Source organism: Gammaproteobacteria bacterium (genome assembly GCA_024235095.1).
Classification (GTDB): domain Bacteria; phylum Pseudomonadota; class Gammaproteobacteria; order Competibacterales; family Competibacteraceae; genus UBA2383.
On record JACKNC010000001.1, the window covers coordinates 88,385 to 106,633 of the forward strand.

Annotated in this window: 19 protein-coding genes and 2 pseudogenes; 2 read left to right on the forward strand and 19 right to left on the reverse strand. The window is 53.5% G+C overall.

The window, feature by feature from the left end; genetic code table 11:
* Nucleotides 1–56 precede the first annotated feature (56 nt).
* The 15 genes and pseudogenes from H6973_00330 to H6973_00400 all read right to left on the reverse strand — a co-directional run bounded on the left by H6973_00330 (nt 57) and on the right by H6973_00400 (nt 14,133).
* Entirely contained in the window at nt 57–527 is a 471-nt protein-coding gene (locus tag H6973_00330; protein MCP5124117.1) for a hypothetical protein, read from the reverse strand.
* A 10-nt stretch (nt 528–537) separates the two neighbouring features.
* Entirely contained in the window at nt 538–1,524 is a 987-nt protein-coding gene (locus H6973_00335) for an NADPH:quinone oxidoreductase family protein (protein MCP5124118.1), read from the reverse strand.
* Between the two features lie 152 nt (nt 1,525–1,676).
* Nucleotides 1,677–3,431: a crotonyl-CoA carboxylase/reductase gene (ccrA, locus tag H6973_00340; GenBank protein MCP5124119.1), complete on the reverse strand. Its 1,755-nt coding sequence runs from the start codon at nt 3,429–3,431 to the stop codon at nt 1,677–1,679.
* 54 nt (nt 3,432–3,485) lie between these two features.
* Nucleotides 3,486–4,469 carry a methylmalonyl Co-A mutase-associated GTPase MeaB gene (meaB, locus tag H6973_00345; protein ID MCP5124120.1) on the reverse strand — a complete coding sequence of 328 codons (984 nt, stop codon included), beginning with the start codon at nt 4,467–4,469 and terminating at the stop codon, nt 3,486–3,488.
* A complete protein-coding gene (locus H6973_00350) occupies nt 4,466–6,469 on the reverse strand; it encodes a protein meaA (GenBank protein MCP5124121.1) in 2,004 nt (667 codons plus the stop codon). The genes meaB and H6973_00350 overlap by 4 nt, the downstream gene beginning before the upstream one ends.
* A 58-nt stretch (nt 6,470–6,527) precedes the next feature.
* Nucleotides 6,528–7,130 carry a hypothetical protein gene (locus tag H6973_00355; protein MCP5124122.1) on the reverse strand — a complete coding sequence of 201 codons (603 nt, stop codon included), beginning with the start codon at nt 7,128–7,130 and terminating at the stop codon, nt 6,528–6,530.
* The gene (locus H6973_00360) at nt 7,130–7,750 is read right to left on the reverse strand and encodes a hypothetical protein (protein ID MCP5124123.1); all 621 of its coding nucleotides are present in this window, start codon (nt 7,748–7,750) and stop codon (nt 7,130–7,132) included. Before H6973_00360 ends, H6973_00355 begins: the two co-directional genes overlap by 1 nt.
* A 28-nt stretch (nt 7,751–7,778) precedes the next feature.
* Nucleotides 7,779–8,933, reverse strand: coding sequence for a DNA adenine methylase (locus H6973_00365; GenBank protein MCP5124124.1), 1,155 nt, complete (start codon nt 8,931–8,933; stop codon nt 7,779–7,781).
* A 398-nt stretch (nt 8,934–9,331) separates the two neighbouring features.
* Nucleotides 9,332–9,943, reverse strand: coding sequence for a hypothetical protein (locus H6973_00370; protein ID MCP5124125.1), 612 nt, complete (start codon nt 9,941–9,943; stop codon nt 9,332–9,334).
* An 18-nt stretch (nt 9,944–9,961) separates the two neighbouring features.
* A pseudogene (locus H6973_00375) lies at nt 9,962–10,181 on the reverse strand (type II toxin-antitoxin system HicA family toxin).
* A 57-nt stretch (nt 10,182–10,238) separates the two neighbouring features.
* Nucleotides 10,239–10,385: pseudogene (locus tag H6973_00380) on the reverse strand (type II toxin-antitoxin system HicB family antitoxin).
* A gap of 303 nt (nt 10,386–10,688) precedes the next feature.
* On the reverse strand, nt 10,689–10,907 hold the full coding sequence (locus tag H6973_00385) for a hypothetical protein (protein ID MCP5124126.1): 219 nt from the start codon (nt 10,905–10,907) through the stop codon (nt 10,689–10,691).
* A gap of 7 nt (nt 10,908–10,914) precedes the next feature.
* Nucleotides 10,915–11,187, reverse strand: a complete 273-nt coding sequence (locus tag H6973_00390; protein ID MCP5124127.1) for a BrnT family toxin — start codon at nt 11,185–11,187, stop codon at nt 10,915–10,917.
* Between the two features lie 48 nt (nt 11,188–11,235).
* Nucleotides 11,236–12,408, reverse strand: coding sequence for a MaoC family dehydratase (locus H6973_00395; GenBank protein MCP5124128.1), 1,173 nt, complete (start codon nt 12,406–12,408; stop codon nt 11,236–11,238).
* 3 nt (nt 12,409–12,411) lie between these two features.
* Entirely contained in the window at nt 12,412–14,133 is a 1,722-nt protein-coding gene (locus H6973_00400; protein MCP5124129.1) for an acyl-CoA dehydrogenase family protein, read from the reverse strand.
* Between the two features lie 341 nt (nt 14,134–14,474).
* Here H6973_00400 and H6973_00405 point away from each other — a divergent pair, with 341 nt between their 5' ends.
* On the forward strand, nt 14,475–15,761 hold the full coding sequence (locus H6973_00405; protein MCP5124130.1) for a hypothetical protein: 1,287 nt from the start codon (nt 14,475–14,477) through the stop codon (nt 15,759–15,761).
* Nucleotides 15,762–15,806: 45 nt separating this feature from the next.
* Here H6973_00405 and H6973_00410 read toward each other — a convergent pair whose 3' ends face one another.
* From H6973_00410 to H6973_00425, 4 genes are all read right to left on the reverse strand, one after another.
* Complete coding sequence (locus H6973_00410; GenBank protein MCP5124131.1) at nt 15,807–16,307, reverse strand: disulfide bond formation protein B; 501 nt, start codon at nt 16,305–16,307, stop codon at nt 15,807–15,809.
* A gap of 121 nt (nt 16,308–16,428) precedes the next feature.
* Entirely contained in the window at nt 16,429–16,710 is a 282-nt protein-coding gene (locus tag H6973_00415) for a SelT/SelW/SelH family protein (protein ID MCP5124132.1), read from the reverse strand.
* Between the two features lie 6 nt (nt 16,711–16,716).
* The gene (gene mtgA, locus H6973_00420) at nt 16,717–17,397 is read right to left on the reverse strand and encodes a monofunctional biosynthetic peptidoglycan transglycosylase (protein MCP5124133.1); all 681 of its coding nucleotides are present in this window, start codon (nt 17,395–17,397) and stop codon (nt 16,717–16,719) included.
* 80 nt (nt 17,398–17,477) lie between these two features.
* Nucleotides 17,478–17,942, reverse strand: a complete 465-nt coding sequence (locus H6973_00425; protein ID MCP5124134.1) for a flavodoxin family protein — start codon at nt 17,940–17,942, stop codon at nt 17,478–17,480.
* Nucleotides 17,943–18,028: 86 nt separating this feature from the next.
* Here H6973_00425 and infA point away from each other — a divergent pair, with 86 nt between their 5' ends.
* Complete coding sequence (gene infA, locus H6973_00430; protein ID MCP5124135.1) at nt 18,029–18,247, forward strand: translation initiation factor IF-1; 219 nt, start codon at nt 18,029–18,031, stop codon at nt 18,245–18,247.
* Nucleotides 18,248–18,249: the final 2 nt, after the last annotated feature.

Sequence of the window (18,249 nt, forward strand, 5' to 3'; positions counted from 1 at the left end):
TTGCCAAGATATGCAAATAAAGTATTTTTTAACGATAAATTTATAACTTTATTTTATTACGAACGATCGAAAGCCTCGCGAACCAATCGCTCCATCATTTCGCCCCAGTGTTGCCGGGGACGTTGTTGCCAAAAGCCGGCATCAGGTCGGCAATCGAATTTCTGCTTATAGATGGCCAGTGCTGCAACCAGCAACGCCAATACGAACGCCAGACCAGCGTTCTGGAAACCCGCAAAGGGCAATGCGACCCAAGTGAGAAATGTCAGTCCTGCAATCCAGCCCCAGGGAATGGACAGGTAGTAGTCAATTTCAAACTCAGAGCCATTACGGCGGATACTGACCTGTATCGGCCAGTCATCCTGCAACAGATACGCTCGCCGACGCAATTCAAGACGATTTTCATGTTCGGCGGCAACCACAAAATTTTTCAATAGTAGAGCATTGCGCAATTTTTTGAATTGCGCATCGCCGCCGTGCGCGATAATTCGGGTCAATCGTCCCAGATGCTGAATCGTCAATTGGGCCACTTGTCACTCACTATTCGCCATTCCCCACTGTAATCACTACCTTCCCGGTTGACTTGCGGGTAATAACCTGATTCAGCGCCTCAACACCCTGTTCCAGGGGATAGGTCGCTGATATGTGCGGCTGAATAGCGCCGTCTACATACCATTGCAGCAACGTGCGGAAGCTCTCGGTCATAACCTGTGGATGCAGTTCCGCATAGGCCGGCCAATTGACGCCAATGACGTCCACGTTTTTGACCAGCAGGTGATTGGCGGGAATTTGCGGCACGGTTCCGCCGGCGAAACCAATGACCAGAATACGCCCCTCGCAAGCGATACTGCGCAGGGATGCAGTGAACAGTTCACCGCCCACGGGATCATAGACCACGTCCGCACCGCGACTGTCTGTCAACTCCTTGATCCGCAAACGCACATCCTCGGTGGAGACATCGATCAGATGATCCGCGCCATGCTTTTGCGCGACTGCGAGTTTTTCCGGACTGCTGGCGGTTGCGATCACCGTTGCACCTAACTTCTTGCCAATAGCCACAGCAGTTAAACCCACGCCGCCGGACGCGCCATGCACGACCAGAATCTCGCCAGCCTGCAACCGCGCGCGATGCCACAAGGCGACATGCGAAGTGCCAAACACGACGGGAAACGCCGCGCCATGTTCCCAGGACATCCTCTGTGGCATCGGCACACAGCGCTCAATATTGACCACGACTTGTTCAGCATAACCGCCATAGGGAGTAATCGCGATCATCCGGTCGCCAATTGCGATGCCTTCGACGCCGATACCGACTTCCAGCACTTCGCCGGATACTTCAAAACCGGGACTAAAAGGCGGCTGCGGCTGTTTCTGATACTGGCCCCGGGTAATCAGGCTATCAGCGAAATTGACGCCACAAGCCCGAACTTGTAAACGGACTTGGCCAGGACCCGGTTGCGGGACGGAGACTTCCTCGAAACGTAGCGCGGCAGCGCCAGTGAGTTCATGACAGACGATGGCCTTCATGGTGAGACGTTCTCCATCGTTTCAGGGCTGATTAACCCTTGTGTATAGGCTCTTTTTTGCTATTCAAAGCAGAAAAGGCAGTCTTGAATATCCCCCTCCTTGAGCAAGGAGGGGGTGACGCAAAGCGCTAGGATGGTTTGATCGCGCGTGGATTACTCGCCGATGATTTTGCGCACCACATCGGTCATGGAGATGACGCCGGTGGGCTGATCATTTTCAGTGACCACCAGGCGATGCATGCGCCGCCCGGTCATCAGGCTGACCGCGTCGCTCAACAGCATGTCGGCGTCGCACGTCGCGCAACCGGGGGTCATGATATCCTTCGCCAATAGCGTGCGGGCCTCGTCCGCCGTGCGGCCCTGCCGCGCCAGCACCATGTCAGTTTGCGACACCACACCAATGGCCTTGCCGCTGGCGTCCATGACCACCACCGCATGAATTTCCTTGTTGACCATAATCTTGGCCACCGTGCCCACCGTGTCGTCCGGCGTGCAGGAAATGATGCCGCGATGCATGAGGTCTTTCACCTTGGTGCCATCGTCAGTAATGGTGATGGCCTCAGCCTGGGCCACACTGGGCAGCGGTTCGGACATCGGATAAGGATGCGGGGTGGTATGCACGTCGCCCTGGGGCAGAGTCGGATGTATAGTAGCGACCGGTGGTTTGCCGCTGGCCCCCTGACCAAATTCGGTGGCGCCGATCAGCACCGCCATGTTGCCATGCGGATGCTTGTTATCATGCATGAGTTGATGGGCAACTGGCAGCTCTTCATAGGTAAATGCCCGCGACAGGCAGGGATCGAGAAGACCACGCAGAGCCAGTTCGTTCATCTGGTTGGATTGTTCAGCGTTGGCGAAATGCGAGCCTTGCAAGCGCTTTTGCCTCATCCATAGATAGCGCAGATCAACGGTGGCGTTATAGCCAGTGGTGCCCGCGCAGACCACCACCATACCGCCGGTGTCGCACACAAAGATCGAGGTCGGAATGGTGGTTTCGCCGGGGTGTTCGAACACGATGTTCGGCGCGCGCTTCTCGCCCAGGACTTCCCAGATTTTCGCGCCGAACGCCCGCACGCCCTTCATCCACTTGGCGTAGCCGACGTTATCTTTCCAGTGCGGCAACATGCCCCAGTGGTCGAACTCGTTGCGATTAATGCAGCCTTTCGCGCCCAATTTCGTACAGTAGTCGAACTTGTCTTCGCCGGAGACCATAGCAATCGGCGTCGCGCCCGCCGCCTTGACAATCTGGATCGCCATCGAACCGAGTCCGCCAGCGCCGCCCCAGACCAGAACCACATCCCCTTTTTTGACAGCGTGAGTATCCCATCCATGTAACATCCGCCAGGCTGTAGCAGCTACCAGTGTATACGCGGCAGAGCCTTCCCAAGTCATGTGCTTGGGTTTGGGCATGCATTGATGCGCCTGCACTTTGGTGAACTGGGCAAAGCTACCCCAATTGGTCTCATAACCCCAAATGCGGAAACTCGGCGAATACATGGGATCGCCGCCGCCCTTGACCCAGGGGCAATTACGGTTCCACTGCCCGCAATGCATGACGACTTCATCACCGACTTTGACGTTGGTGACATCTTTGCCAACTTTGTACACGATACCGGAGGCGTCGCTGCCGCCGATATGGAAATCTTCCGGTTCACCCGCCTTGTTGCGCGCGCCGATCACGTTGACTGGAATACCCAACCCGGCCCAAACGTTGTTGTAATTGATGCCAGCGGCCATCACATAGACGAGCACCTCATCATCAGCGATGGATGGGGTATTGACCACTTCCTGTTGAAACGCTTCCGTCGGCTTGCCGAAGCGTTCCGCACGGATCAGCCAGGCATGCATTTTTGGGGGGACGACGCCCAGGGGAGGCATTTCACCGAGGTTATAGAGTTCTTTAGCCATTTTGCTGCATTCCTCTCTGTTGGGGTTGTTTGTTTAGGGATCAGGAACTCGCGATTAGAAATCAGGGATAACGCGGGCGCGCAAGTCTTCATAGGCGGCAATGGGCGAACGGCGCGGGGCGCGAATCAGTTCCGCGAACAAGGCGTCTTCGCCGCCCAATCGACGGATTCCGTAACGTCCAAATTCCTCGCGCAAGTGCTTGACCAACCATTCCGCCTGACAGCGCTGGCGGCGGGCGGCGAATTGCCCCCGTTCCAGTAACCACGTCCGGTGACTGTCCAGCGCATCGGCCAGCGCTTCGATGCCACTACCCAACGCCGCGCTGGCGGACAACGCCGGAGCTTGCCAACCATCGCTGTCGGTGCGCCGGCCCAGCGTCGTTTTGAGTTCGGACAGGGTTTTACGCGCCGCCATGCCGATGTCTTCCTTATTGACGACGATCACGTGGGGAATCTCCATAATCCCCGCCTTCAGGAACTGGATGCTGTCGCCGGACGCCGGTTGGGCAACGAAGCAAGTGGTGTCGGTCATTTTGGAAACATCGATTTCCTTCTGCCCAACGCCCACCGTTTCCACCAGCACAATGTCGAACGCCGCCAGCATGGCCAGGCTCATCGGCCAGACTTCGGCGCTCAGGCCGCCAAATTCGCCGCGACAGGCCAGCGAGCGAATGAACACCTCTTTGTCCGCACCGCTGGCGTGCATGCGCAACCGGTCACCCAGCAAGGCGCCGCCACTGATCGGACTGGATGGGTCCACGGCCAGGATGGCGACTTTTAATCCCCGCCGTCGCCAGACCTGAATCAGCGCGGCGGTCAGCGAGGATTTGCCTGCGCCCGGTGGGCCGGTGATGCCGATCAGGTGACTGCCGGTCGCCAGTTTTCCAGCGGGCAAGGCGTCCAGAAACGCCGCTGCACATTGCCGGGCCGCCGGTCGCCGGTCGTCGAGCAGATTCAGCGCCCGGGCCAGCGCCAGCCGATCACGGGCGCTGACGGCGGTCGCCAGTTCCGCCGGATCGGGAAGCGCTGTTCCGATCATGCCACCGCAACCGGTTGCAAGTCGTGGTTCTTACGAATCAGGTTGAGAATATCCACCATGATCCCGTTCATGTCGATATCCTTGGGCGTATAAACGGCTGAAATGCCATGTTCTTTAAGCAACTTGGCGTCGCTTTCCGGGATGATCCCGCCGATGACCACCGGCAGGTTTTTCAAGCCGACCTGGCTCAACTGGTTGAACACATCTTCAACCATTTCGACGTGACTGCCAGACAGCACTGATAAACCGATCAGATGCACGCCTTCTTCCAGCGCCGCCTTGGCGATCTGTTCCGGGGTCAGACGGATGCCTTCATAGACGATTTCAAAACCAACATCACGGCCCTTGACGGCAATCTGTTCCGCGCCGTTGCTGTGGCCATCCAGGCCCGGTTTGCCGATCAGCAGGCGCAAGGGGCGACCCAGCTCATTGCCGGTCTTGACGACTTCGGTACGAATCGCAACAGCCTTCGCACCACGGCTGTCATCGTTGGCGGGAATGTCGATGCCAGTCGGGGCGCGGTATTCGCCGAAGATGTCACGCAAGGTTTGCGACCATTCACCGGTGGTCACTCCGGCATGCGCACATAGAATCGACGCCGGCATGATGTTCGCCCCACCGCGCGCGGTCTCGGCCAGATTGGCCAGCGCCGCTTTGACCTCGGTGTTATTGCGCTGGGCGCGGAAGGCATTCAGCCGTTCGATCTGTTCCCGTTCGGCGCGCGGATCGACTTTCATAATGCCGCTATCAACGCCGCCGGTCAGCGGGGAAACTTCGGTTTCCTGGTAGCAGTTCAGACCGATGATCTTCAGATCGCCGCGTTCAATCGCCCGCATCCGTTCGGTGTGGCTGGTCACCAGTTGCCGTTTGACGTAACCGGATTCGATGGCTTGCACCATGCCGCCTTGTTCCTGCACCCGGGCCATTTCCTCGGTCGCGCCATCGACCAGCACCTTGACCTTGGCGGCGATCACCGGCGAACCGTCGAAAATGTCGCCGTACTCCAGCAAGTCGGTTTCAAAGGCCAGCACCTGCTGCATGCGCAGCGCCCATTGCTGATCCCAGGGACGCGGCAGCCCAAGCGCCTCGTTCCAGGCGGGGAGCTGAATGGCGCGAGCGCGGGCCTTCTTGGACAGACTGACGCCGAGCATTTCCAGCACGATGCGCTGCACATTATTTTCCGGCTGCGCTTCAGTCAGGCCGAGTGAATTAACCTGTACCCCATAGCGGAAGCGGCGCATGTCCTCGCTTTGTGCATCATAGCGTTCCCGGGCCAGTTGGTCCCACATCTCGCCGAACGCCCGCATCTTGCAGGTTTCCTCAATAAAGCGGATACCGGCGTTGACGAAGAAGGAAATCCGCCCGACGACTTGTTCAAAACCTTCCGCGCCGATTTGCCCGGAGTCGCGCACCGCATCGAGTATGGCAGTAGCGGTGGACAGTGCGTAGGCCAGTTCCTGGGTCGGGGTTGCCCCAGCTTCCTGCAAGTGATAGCTGCAAATGTTGATCGGGTTCCACTTGGGGATGTTTTTGACCGTGTAGGCGATGATGTCGGTGATCAGGCGAACTGAAGGTTGAGGCGGAAAGATATAGGTGCCGCGCGACAGGTATTCCTTGAGGATGTCGTTCTGGGTGGTGCCTTGCAGTTGCGCGGGTTTGGCCCCCTGCCGTTCAGCAACCGCGACGTACAACGACAACAGCCAGGCAGCGGTAGCGTTAATCGTCATCGAGGTATTCATCTGCCCCAGCGGGATTTGATCGAACAGCGCTTCCATATCGCCGATATTGCAGATGGGTACGCCCACTTTGCCGACTTCGCCCCGCGCCAGGGGATGATCAGCGTCATAACCGGTCTGGGTGGGCAGGTCGAAGGCGACCGATAAACCGGTCTGTCCTTTACTAAGATTGGTGCGGTAGAGTTCATTGGACGCCTTGGCGGAGGAGTGGCCGGAGTAGGTCCGCATCAGCCAGGGTTTGTCGCGTTTAGTGGGAGTGGTCATGGGCGCCTCTTATAGTGGATTGTGGTGTGGGGTTTGCGTTTGAGGGAATACAGGAGTGCTACTCGTTGCTAATGGCATGTTGGAAAACGAAGTCTAATGCACCAAATAGTTTGGCCAATTCGTCTATGGTAAAGCCAATTGTGTTCTTCGTGAAGACACTTTCAATTAACCTGCCGAATTCCCATAATTTTCCATCAGTCACGATGCCATAAACCGGTAGATTGGAGTCCGAATTCATATTTTTTGCTGTAACCAGTTCAGCCAGGCATTGTCCCCAGCCTTGCTCGAAATCATTTTTCTTCGCTTCGGCGATGATGAGTAATGGTGATTCGAGAAAAGTCTTTCCCAATTCGGACCTTTTGGAAATCATATAGTCAGGAGTTCCATTAAGCTTTTCATTGTAAGTGATTGGCTTTTGCACCCATAATGAAATCTTTTGATAATATTTTTTGTAAACTTCCCTCAAGATTGGAAAAATAATGATTTCACAGCGGGATGCTTCCGATGAAAAGACATCCAGATTCTTTTGATTAAATGTAAATTCTTCAATAAATGTTTTGGGAATATCGTATTCTTGCGGGGCGATAAAGCTTTCTTCCTGGTATTTGATCAGGAATTCAGCTTGAACTTGCGAAATACCCTTATAGTCACTGAAAGCCATTATTTGATCTCGCTTATTGCTGCTGTTGAAGTTTCAATCATATCCATCAATATTCCAATAATTTTCTGAGGATTCTTAATATAGTAGTCTTCAATATCGATATAAACGACCTGCTCCTGCAATTTCAGGAACTTCCAGGCATGTCCGGTCGTGACAGCGCCATAAATAGAGGACATAATCCGACCTTCCTGCTGGTTATAGATTCTGGCGGCGATCATTTCGGCAATGCATTGGCCCAACCCACCGACAATTCTTTCGTTTTTGGCTTCGACCACAGCAATAACCGGCACATCGAGGAATAACTGTTCAGAAGACTTGCTGAGAATAAAGTCACAATAGCCGTTCAATCCTTTTTCCTTATCAACATTAAAATCGATTCCTGAGAAGAAACTGATGTTCAATTTCCTTTTAAGTTCCAGCAGAATATTAATAATAATCAATTCAGAACAGGCTTTTTCAGTGCCAATCGCCAAGGCAAGGGGGACGTTTTGTTTCAATATTTCAGACAGGGAATCACTAATCTCGATATCTTCAGCGTTGGAGAATAAACTCTCATGCTCAATAATATCAAGATTGAACGCTGATTTAACTTTTTTTAAATCAAAGTCGCTGTAGGACATAGGTACATTTTACTGGCTATCATTAAGTTTAATTAGCTTGGCTATGACACTTGTTCTTTTCAACCAGAAACAGAAACTCACGATTTGGCAGTTCTGCATCTCTTACCCATTCATTAGTCCATCGCATACCGGCCATCACATTTCTCCGGTAGTCAATTTCCGCAACTTCAATTAACTTGCCATTTTCTGCAATTACCTCATTAAGCTGCTCTGCTGTTGCTCGGCCTCCGGAGCTATAGGAGAGTAGAACGTATTTTGCGTTAACCTCTTCCAGTGATCTTCGTATGGCATCGACAGCTATGAGTCGTCCATGGCTGTTGCATCGAAACTCCTCGAATACTGAAGCTGCGGTAACATCGGATGTATCAGAGCGACGTTTGGCTTTTCCAAAAATATCCGGCTTGTCATTCAGACAAACTGTCGTCCAAAGATGATAATAAGCAGCATACCTAACACGCGATGGTGGCATCTTTTCATTATTTGAACCGTAGGGTGGATCAAAATAGGCGAGATCGGCCTCTACAGTGGGCAGAAGATCAAAAATGTCTTTTCTATAAACTCGATGGGGCGCGTTTCGGGGCAACAACGCAGGTACTTTAAGACGCATTTGCTTGTATGAACGCGGAGACCATTCGTTAAGATACGAAGCAAAATGACCCAGTGTGCTGTCGACTTCGTCGAGCGCGTAAATCAAGCTCGTTAGCAAGACCGACTTCTCAATACTCGAAATTCCGAGATGGTCAATCTCATTACGAATAGCATCAAGGCGACGTGTATTGTGCTTTTGCCATGGTTTCTTTAGCCCATCACTTCCAACAGACGTTCCATCATTCGGGTCTCCACCATAGTATTCAGTAAACCAGCCATCCATGGGTGGAAAATTATTCAGGTGATCAATTATTGGTCTGTAATGTGATTCGGGATACTCGTTGAGGAGGTAGCACTTAGCGAATACTTCTGACCACACTGATAAGTCATTGGCAATTACGGTGTATCCTGATTGTGAGAGTGCTTGAGAAACGCGGGTAGTCCCCGAAAAACCATCTATGACTGTTTGTGGCCTTACCTTCCTTACTAACGCGAGTATATATGGCAAGAGCTTTTGCTTTGAACCGGCATATTTGATGCCGTTAGTGGACGGCGTATTAACAACGATGTCATCGAATAGCGCGAGTGTTTCCATACTTACCTTAGCGTCGACCGCTTTTTCTGTTGTTCTACATCTTTCTTCAACTCTTCCATTGCCGCCTCGTGACCCGTTGATGTAGCGACAAGGGCATGGGAGAAAAAACTCACCAGAACCTTATTATGAGCATAATTGATCCAGCCATTTGTAACGCTATCAAAATATTTGAGACCGTTCTTGGTATGTGTCCAAAGTCCTCGCTGCAATGCGTTGGCGGTTCCACTGCCGTAGCGCACCTCGCACACGTAATCGTTATCGCCATCATAGAACCGGTAGACCGGGTGCTTTCTACCTTTGCCCTCGTCTTCATAAATGACTTTTGCAATTTGTAGTTTTGCCTTCTCCTGGTCGAATACGAGAATGTTACTTGGTAGTCGTAATGCTGCACAACTTGATCAGAATCGAGCATAACTATGACACATGAAGTGAAAAATCCCCAGGATTTTTCCCAACTCCTTAATGTAATACTGATCAAGGTCAAGATAAATCAGGTCATCAACTAATTTTAAAAATTGCCATTGGACTCCTGTTGTCACCACACCGAAAACAGTACCAATTCCATTTTTCTTTTTTTCATTGAAAATCTGCGCCGCTTTCATTTCAGCAACACACTGGGGAATACCTTGCACCATGTTTTCTTTTTTAGCCTCGACCACCGCAATAATTGGCGCATCCAGGAATAATTGTTCAGCAGACAAACTGATAATGAAGTCACAAGCGCCTTTCAGACCTTTCTCTTCGTCGACATTAAAGTCAATCCCGGAAAACAAACTGATCCTCCGATTCTCGATTTTTCTGAGTTGCAGTAGTACAGGTGATATGATCAATTCTGATCGGGCCTTCTCAGTATTGTTCGATAAAGCCAGTGGAACAATGTCTTCCTGCATTTCCCGGTAGAATGGTTCGGGAACTGCCATGCTCTCTACGTCAGAAAACAGACCAGCATCATGTTCTATCCTCATACCAAGGAGTTTGATTTGTTCAAAGGAAAAGTGGCTGTAGGGCATTGCAATATGTTCTTAAAATTACAAATCTTCTGGCTTTAATCCAGTATGTTTTGTGATTCGCGTCAACATATGTGGACCAGTCTCCTCACGATCATGAAAAGAAAACACGAAATCAGGCCATCCTGATCGTGAGAGGGTACGATGTGAACCTGACCGGCGCTTGATTTGCCAGCCGATGCCAGATGCCAGTCAGCGCCGCAAGAACCTGACTTGCTTTTGTTGATGACCATCGGGTCATACGATAACGCAGAAAAAATATTAATGGGCATGGGTTGGCTTTCTTCCTGCTCCAATTTTCTGCCAATACTCTCAAAGCCAAAGCTTCCGCTTTGACCATCGCTTGATCTGGAGTATCTCCATAAACCAATACACCGGGTAATCCAATGACTTCCGCTAACCAGCGTCCGTTTTCTTCCTGTTCGTATTCAATATTGAGATTCATTAAAATAGCCTCGGCGAACAAATTTTCCTAGCTAAGCGTAAAAGCTCAAGTTCTTGAGCTGTTATGCGAAGTCCAAATCTCAAGTCAATAAATGGCTCATTTGTTCCTCGTTCCCTTCTTTCATGAAACTGATTAAGGCGAAGATAAAGATCAAATTTATTACTTAAATCACCTGTATGTTTAGCTACTTCACATGTATTTTTGATATCAGCGTGTAACCAGATATAAGTGTCTGCTCACCTCACACCGGCTACCGTTTGATCAGCAACCGCCGCTCCGACCTCAGAGATTCTGTTTTCCTTATCAAACATGTTGCTCATGTGTTGCCAGTGCTGATTTTTCTCTTTCTGTTATCCTAATAAGAAATCGTAATGCTTCATTGACCGATGCAGAGTCCGGAAAGATTTCTGCAACATCTGGCTCCAAATGAATAGTTAATCCGCCAAAGCTCTTTCGTCCTGGTCCGACTTTTCTGACTCGCAGGCTGTAGAGATCGTACTCTGGCCGAAGATCATCTTCCATATTGCATTCAACCTTGCTCATAAACTTTTCGCTCCGCTCGCGTTGCCTCTCTGGCGCTAATTAAGCGAATAACATCACTACGCTCTGTATAAGCTACCAATAATAAGCGGCCTTGTAACGACGTTCCAATCATGACGTAACGATGTTCTTCATCAGAATGATCGGGATCATAGAAATCAACATAAAGCGGGTCATCAAAAACCGTTTTAGCTTCCTCAAACGAAACACTATGCTTTGCTAAATTCGTTGCCGCTTTATTAGCATCCCATTCAAACGCCATACGGACATCCATATCCCTCCCTCTTCCAAGGGAGGGACTCTACTCACATCACACCGGACGCCGTTTAATCAACAACCGCCGTTCGATCTCGAAGATCTTGCTACTGATCTTCTCCTTACTCAGTTTCTGCTTATCGTTCTCCTTGACGAACAGGTCTGCGCCGTAAGTTTCCAGCGCGGCGGCGGCGCTGATGTTCTTCACGCCGATGAACTGGAAAGTCACGATGCCAGCGGCGTCGCTATTCGGCAGCGTTTCGGTTGCGACGACGCGCGACATGGCCGCGACTGTGTCTCCGGAAACCGCCGGCTGCGTGTGGTAGCCCTCGGTGAAACCGAGTTCCCACAATGCATTTTCGCTCACATCGCGACTGGCCAGACCCTCCAACCAGGCGAATACCAGCCCGCCATAGACAATCGGCTCGCCGCTCATCTTGCCCGACAGGCCAGTGCTGTACACCCGGTCGAAGTGCAAGGGATGCGTATTGCCCACCAGATAAGTCCAAGCCATGTGCTCATCGGTAATGGTGCGGCCATTGGCGTGGACAATCAGATCACCGAGGGAGAAGTCCTCGTAATAGGTGTTGGGGCCGGTCAACTGGGTGGGATAACCGCTGGCGTTGATCGGCAGCTCCGCGACGGGATGCTCGACCCACGGGAATTCGACCGGCGTGGTCGGCGCGGGCGTAGTCGGCAGGCGGTCGCCGCGATAGCCGACCATGATCTTCCGTTCGTACTGCAACACCACCTGGTGATGCTGGTTCACGCCCAGGGTGCGAATCAGCACGATGCCCGGCTTGTCCTCGCCGCGCGCCTTGCGGTCCACCACTTGGGTGTAACCACGCAGGGTATCGCCCGGATAGACGGGCCGCAGGAACTGCACGTTGTAATAGCCGAGATTGGCGATGGCTTTTTCCGAATCGTTGTGCACGCCCAGCGACAGCACCACGTTGAACACCATTTGCGGGCTGGCCGGCAGATCGGGGAAGCCGTGCGCCTTGGCGTATTCCAGATTCAGATACAACGGGTTGCACTGCATGAATACGCGGGCGAAATCGAGCATCGGCCCGCGTTCGAAAGTGTAGCCGCGCGGATGAACAAACACCTGGCCGGGCACAAACTCATCGAGATAGCGCCCGTATTGCGGTTGCCGTTTCCACTCCAGGTTCACCGTTACATCGCCGGCGACCTCGGCCTGTTCGCTTAATCGCATCGAAAAACTCATGGCTTATTTCTCCACTTCGGCCTTGGATTTAGCGTTATCCACCAGCGAACGGGTAATCACCTTCAGCGCCAGCGTCTCCTCAGCGCCCTCGAAGATCGACAGTACGCGGGCATCAATGAAATACCGGCTGACCGGCACTTCCTCGGCGTAACCCATGCCGCCATGAATTTGCAAGGCTTCGCGGGTTACCCATTCAGCAGTCTTGCAGGTGAAGAACTTGACCATGCTGGCTTCCATGTCGCCTTCACCTTTGTCCATCAACCGGCCCACCGAGTAAGTGAACTGCCGGCTGACCGCCAGATAGGCCGCCATGCGCGCCAGCTTGACTTGGGTCAATTGGTAGTCGCCAATTGGATAGCCGAACACCATGCGCTCCTGCGAATAGCTGAGCGCCTTTTCGTAGGCCGCCTGCATGATGCCGATGGCCCGGGCGGCGGTCTGGATGCGTCCGCCGGCAAATCCGGCCATCGTGAAGTAAAAACCCTTGCCTTCGCCTGCCGGGCCGCCCAGCATGTTCTCTTCAGGGACAAAGACGTTATCGAAAAACAGATCGAAGGAGTGCATGCCGCGATAACCGATGGTCGAAATCGCCTTGCCGGTCAACACCCCGCCGCCGTCCTGCTTGAACTCGAAGGCGTGACCGGGAGTACTCGGCTTTTCCAACAGGAACATGGACAGACCGCGATGGCCGAGGGATAGATCGGGATGAGTGCGCGCCAGAATCAGCAACACGCCCGCCTTGCCACCGAAGGTACACCAAGTCTTAGCGCCATTCAGCAACCAACCGCCCTCGGTTTTGGTCGCCTTCAGCCGCATATTCGCCACATCGGAACCATAATTCGGTTCGGTGACCGCCACCGCGCACAGTACCTCGCCAGACGCCAGTTGCGGCAACCACTTCAATTTTTGTTGCTCAGTACCGCCCTTGAGCAGCGCCTTGGAAAGAATTTCCGGTCGGGTAATCAGGCTGCCCGCTGCACCCAGCGAACCACGGGTCAGTTCCTCGGTCACCACGATCATGCCCAGGTTATCTTCTTGCTCGTCGCTCTGGATGCCGCCGAAGCGTTCGGGAATGGAGATACCGAAGCAACCGAGTTCCTTAACCTGATCGAGAATGGCGTCGGGAATGTCCAAATCGTGACGATGAATCTCCTCGGCCAGAGGCATGACCACTTCCTCAGCGACGCGGCGGAAGGTTTCGCGCATCATTTCATGATGGTCATCGAGCAAATAAGCGCCGGTGACGCCATCCTGAGCGCGCATGAGCTGACCCAGCTCCGCCACTCGTTCCGCCGTCAACTGCGCCAGACAAAATTGCCGCACCGTTGTATGATCCACTGTGGCTTTCAACCACTCGTCATTCAGCCCGAAGTCGGCTGTCCGGGCGCTCAGTCGATTGCGGACGGCATGAAGGGCTTCGGCGCTGAACAGCAGGGCGCAGCGCTCTTCCAGAGTCAACTCGCCCGCTGGAGCGCCGCTGGCTTCGCGCGCCCGTTTGGCGTAGTCCAGGGCGAAACGCGCGCCGGTCACTTCCGCGCAGGATAATGACAGGTCATAGCTCACCAGTTGATGATGATCCAGCAACGCGGCGGAAATTTTGCCATCGGCTTTCTGGGAGCGTTCCTTCACGTCCGCCAGGGAGTAATCAAGCGCCTTTTGGATGGCGTCCAGCGCCAGGGCGGCTTGCTGCAACTGTTCGGCTGGATTCTGGGTCGATGCGGACATCGGATTACCTCGTTTGGTGACAGTGATTCACGAAAACCTTAAATTTAGTAAGCTCTCGATCCGAATTGTAAGCGGAAATCACGAGCAAGGCACAATTTGAAGCAAAAGGATGGCAAAAAAATTTGGCGGAAGATTTCGGCCATACGCCGAACACGCACCCAGCGACGATGAGCCTGTATGGGCTAACCAATTCCGGTCGGCGGTTCGCTATTCATTTTCCATTCATAATGGTCTTTTTTAAAACTGGGTGGTTCCCATCTATTACCATCTACAATCCGGTAAGCCGGTTTTTCTCCAACCGGGACCTCTGGTACCCGGCGTTGCATCGCAAGAGAACTTTCGTGACCAAGACTCTGATCCCATTGAATGAACTCAAACATTACGCCGGTCTGCTGGCGGTTGAACTGGACCCACAACAGGTCGATTTCACCGGGACGCCTCCCGAACCGTTAAGCGTCGCAGCGACCTCGGCGCTGGCGGGTCATCTGGCCAAGGATTTGAACCGGATTCTCGACGGCATCGAGCACCTGGGGCTGATTCTGCCCGGCGCTTTGTACGATCAGACGGAAATTTTGCAACCAGGCTTCCCGCTGATGGTTGCGCTGGCTGAAGTGTATCGCGGTAGCTTGCGCGGTGGTTTTACCCCACAATTGATTGCGCTGGGGGCCGATGACGGCCAGTTTCCGGTCGGGGCGATCAGCCCGCAACGCCGGCCCGGTTCCGGTCCGCTGTTATTGCTGCCCTTCTGTTTTATCGGTCCCCAGGATGACTTGGGGCGTCTGGCGCGGGTTATGGAAGACAGTCTGTTGCAAAATGGCGAAGTATCGCCAGCAACCCGCGAAGCCTTTCAGCAAGCGTTTGGACTGACCGTGATGAACCTGTCCTTTGCAACAATCGGCGATCTGTGCGCTTTGTTGCGAGTACAACTGGACGGTAACGATTTATTGCCCTTGTGGGAATTGCTGGAGCACGCCTGGTTTGAACGGTCGGGCGTTTATTCGGCGACTCTGGAAGGCGGTAACCGTTTCCTGGCGGCGGGCGACCATGCGCATACGTTGTTCTACACATTCGACGACTGGGCGCAATTCGGACCGGGCCGCGATTTAGCCCCGGCGGAATTAGGCGCGGGTTATCGACGTTGGGCGCACTTGCAACGGCAATACGCGATGGCGCTGGAGGCTTATGGGTTGCATGTCCGCTGGGTGCTGGCTAATCCGCAATTGGAGGAGACGCTGGCTACTGTGGAAGGAGAAGCGGCGAAAGCAGCCATGCGGGAAATTCCTTGTTTGTCAGGCGACTACTTGGTTGAAGCTATTTTTCAGAATGACAGCGAGAATCTGGAACAGCAAATGACGATCACCCATCAGGCGGACGCGGAACTGGGGACATTAGCCTATACAGTCACGAGTCAAGACGCCAGTGGTCAGTTGTTGCGGCTGGAGCATCACTATCCATTACGACCCCAGGGTTTGCAGGTGATTATCGACCGATTGATTGAGCGCTGCGTGGAGCAGGGGACGGAACGGCAGGTGCTGCACCCGGGCCGGTTGCTCTATTCCGAAAACGGACGGAGTTTGCGATCAGCTACCGTGGCGGATTTACCTGGATCGGCGGAACGGGTGCATTAGGCCGTTGTGAATCACCGGAGCATTTTCTGGTGCGATTTATGACAGTTACGATTTCGGGACAGTGATCAGGGTTGAAGAGGGTAACCGCCAGTTGCCCCACAACCCAACAATGACCAGACCAACAAATAGTAACAACGTCCACTGGGGCATGCTAAACCCCAGCAATGTCCAATCCACCTTGGCGCACTCACCAGACCCGGTCAGCACCTCGCGAATGGTCTCGTTCAGGGGGAACGCTTCCAACATATACTCCAGGCTGGGTCCGCAACGCGGCGTTTCCTCTGGCGGGAGATGTTGCAACCAGACATGCCGCGCCGCGATTCCAGCGCCTCCCCCGGCAACGAGCGCCAGCAATACCCCGTATATTTTCGCACCCCACTCGCGGGGGTTATGCAGGGCCGCCGCCAGAGAAACCAGGGCAACGGCCAGTAACGCCAGACGCTGGAAAATGCACAGTGGACAAGGTTCAACCCCTTGATAATGTTGTACATAATAGGAAAAAACCAAACAGCCGACGCATCCCAAAAAAACCAGTCCATTCAACATTCGACGGGATAGCCATCCGAAAGGGCGCGATGCTTCGGCGGCGCCGACTTGAAGATCTTGCATAACACTTTCACCAATGTTGGGTTGTTGGATCATCGTCCGCCAGGTAAGGGAATTTATCCTAATGACGATCGGAATGACCTAAATTTCGCTCGGGCGCTACATGATCACGAACTCGCTGTTTGATCTCCCTGGCTTCAGGAAATCGCCCTTCCTGACGGCGCGACCAGATCAGCTCATCATCGACCCAAATCTCGAACACTCCACCGAATCCAGGCCGTAACGCCACTTCTCCCAGTTCCTCCTCGAAGGTCGTTAGCAGTTCCTGCGCTAACCAGGCTGCCCGCAATAGCCAGCGACATTGAGTGCAATAAAGAATGCTCACTCGGGGTTTTGGTTCCATGCGTGATTAAAGTTTATCGAGATACGTTACGCCGCCCAACTGCCGCATCTGTCGCTCGATCCAGCGCTGGCGCTTGAGGACGTAGTGAGAGGGCTTATTTGCCCGATAGCGTAAGGGATTGGGCAACACCGCCGCCAATCTTGCTGCCTCGGCAGCCGTTAAGCTGGCCGCCGGTTTGTTGAAAAAACGTCGACTGGCGGCCTCCACGCCGAAAGTGGACTCCCCAAATTCGGCAATATTCAGATAAACTTCCAAAATTCTTTGCTTGGACCATAAACCTTCCAACAGTACAGTAAACCAGATTTCCAGGCCTTTGCGGATCCAACTGCGTTCCGACCAGAGAAAGAGATTTTTCGCGACCTGCTGGGTCAAGGTACTGGCTCCACGCGTTGGCCGGCCTTCCCGAATATGCTTCAACACTTTCCGAAGTTCAACAAAATCAACCCCCCAATGGTCGGGAAAGCGCTGATCCTCGGCTGCCAGCACTGCTAATGCAGCATGGGGCGAAATGTCCGAGTAAGGGGTCCAGTCATAACGCAGCGCGCTGCTCTGTCCCGTCCACGTCGCCTTGATCCAGTGCTGGGCCATTATGCTGGACACCGGCACGGGCGCCCAACGAAACGTCAATACCAGAAAAAGCGAGGTCAGGATGAACAAGTACGCTAACCCCAGGAAAGTTCGCTTCATCCAGCGCCACACTCCCCGTTTACGGGTTAGTGGATGTTGCGGCACGGCGCGCTTTACTCTCTTGAAGAATGGCTTGATCCTCAAAAAATTCCCCACGCTACCCCCGAGGCCATGGTTTCACCCAGTTCCTCGCAACGTTCCAGCGCCTCGGCGTCCAGTTCGCCGCGCGCAATGATCGGATCGCAAACCGGCTTCAGAGGATAGCCGCGCGCGATCCGTTCAATACTGTTCAACGCGCCGGTTCCGTCATTCCCGGCGCTGATAAACACTGCATACGGCAGACCGCTGATTTTACCTTGAGCTGGATAATAGGTGCGATCCAGAAAGTTTTTCAGCGCCCCGGACATATAGCCGAAATTCTCCGGCGTTCCTAGTAGCAGGCCGTGCGCCCAGAGCAAGTCGTCCAGATTCGCGCGCAAAGCCATTTTCAGCCGTGTTTTCACTTCCGGAACCTGCCGTGCGCCACGTAGCACGGCGTGGGCCATGGTGCGGGTATGGCCGGTCTGGGTGTGATAGACAATCAGGAGATGCCTGGCGAAACTCATCGGGTCAAAGGTGTTGCCACGCTAAAGAATTTTCGCTATGGTTACGCGCCTTAAATCACAGCCCTGATATAGGAAGGGATGAAGACTTGTCTAAAGAAGATCATATCGAAATGGAGGGCACCGTGATCGATACCCTCCCCAATACCATGTTCCGGGTGCAACTGGAAAACGGCCATGTCGTAACCGCTCATATTTCCGGGCGGATGCGCAAGCACTATATTCGCATTCTGACCGGCGACAAAGTGAAGGTAGAGTTAACGCCCTACGATCTGACCAAGGGTCGCATCGTCTATCGTGGGCGCTGACG

Coding starts and splice junctions, on each gene's coding strand:
- H6973_00335 (MCP5124118.1), bottom strand. CDS start 1,524: ATGAAGGCCATCGTCTGTCATGAACTCACTGGCGCTGCCGCGCTACGT.
- ccrA (MCP5124119.1), bottom strand. CDS start 3,431: ATGGCTAAAGAACTCTATAACCTCGGTGAAATGCCTCCCCTGGGCGTC.
- meaB (MCP5124120.1), bottom strand. CDS start 4,469: ATGATCGGAACAGCGCTTCCCGATCCGGCGGAACTGGCGACCGCCGTC.
- H6973_00350 (MCP5124121.1), bottom strand. CDS start 6,469: ATGACCACTCCCACTAAACGCGACAAACCCTGGCTGATGCGGACCTAC.
- H6973_00355 (MCP5124122.1), bottom strand. CDS start 7,130: ATGGCTTTCAGTGACTATAAGGGTATTTCGCAAGTTCAAGCTGAATTC.
- H6973_00360 (MCP5124123.1), bottom strand. CDS start 7,750: ATGTCCTACAGCGACTTTGATTTAAAAAAAGTTAAATCAGCGTTCAAT.
- H6973_00365 (MCP5124124.1), bottom strand. CDS start 8,933: ATGGAAACACTCGCGCTATTCGATGACATCGTTGTTAATACGCCGTCC.
- H6973_00370 (MCP5124125.1), bottom strand. CDS start 9,943: ATGCCCTACAGCCACTTTTCCTTTGAACAAATCAAACTCCTTGGTATG.
- H6973_00385 (MCP5124126.1), bottom strand. CDS start 10,907: ATGGAAGATGATCTTCGGCCAGAGTACGATCTCTACAGCCTGCGAGTC.
- H6973_00390 (MCP5124127.1), bottom strand. CDS start 11,187: ATGGCGTTTGAATGGGATGCTAATAAAGCGGCAACGAATTTAGCAAAG.
- H6973_00395 (MCP5124128.1), bottom strand. CDS start 12,408: ATGAGTTTTTCGATGCGATTAAGCGAACAGGCCGAGGTCGCCGGCGAT.
- H6973_00400 (MCP5124129.1), bottom strand. CDS start 14,133: ATGTCCGCATCGACCCAGAATCCAGCCGAACAGTTGCAGCAAGCCGCC.
- H6973_00410 (MCP5124131.1), bottom strand. CDS start 16,307: ATGTTGAATGGACTGGTTTTTTTGGGATGCGTCGGCTGTTTGGTTTTT.
- H6973_00415 (MCP5124132.1), bottom strand. CDS start 16,710: ATGGAACCAAAACCCCGAGTGAGCATTCTTTATTGCACTCAATGTCGC.
- mtgA (MCP5124133.1), bottom strand. CDS start 17,397: ATGAAGCGAACTTTCCTGGGGTTAGCGTACTTGTTCATCCTGACCTCG.
- H6973_00425 (MCP5124134.1), bottom strand. CDS start 17,942: ATGAGTTTCGCCAGGCATCTCCTGATTGTCTATCACACCCAGACCGGC.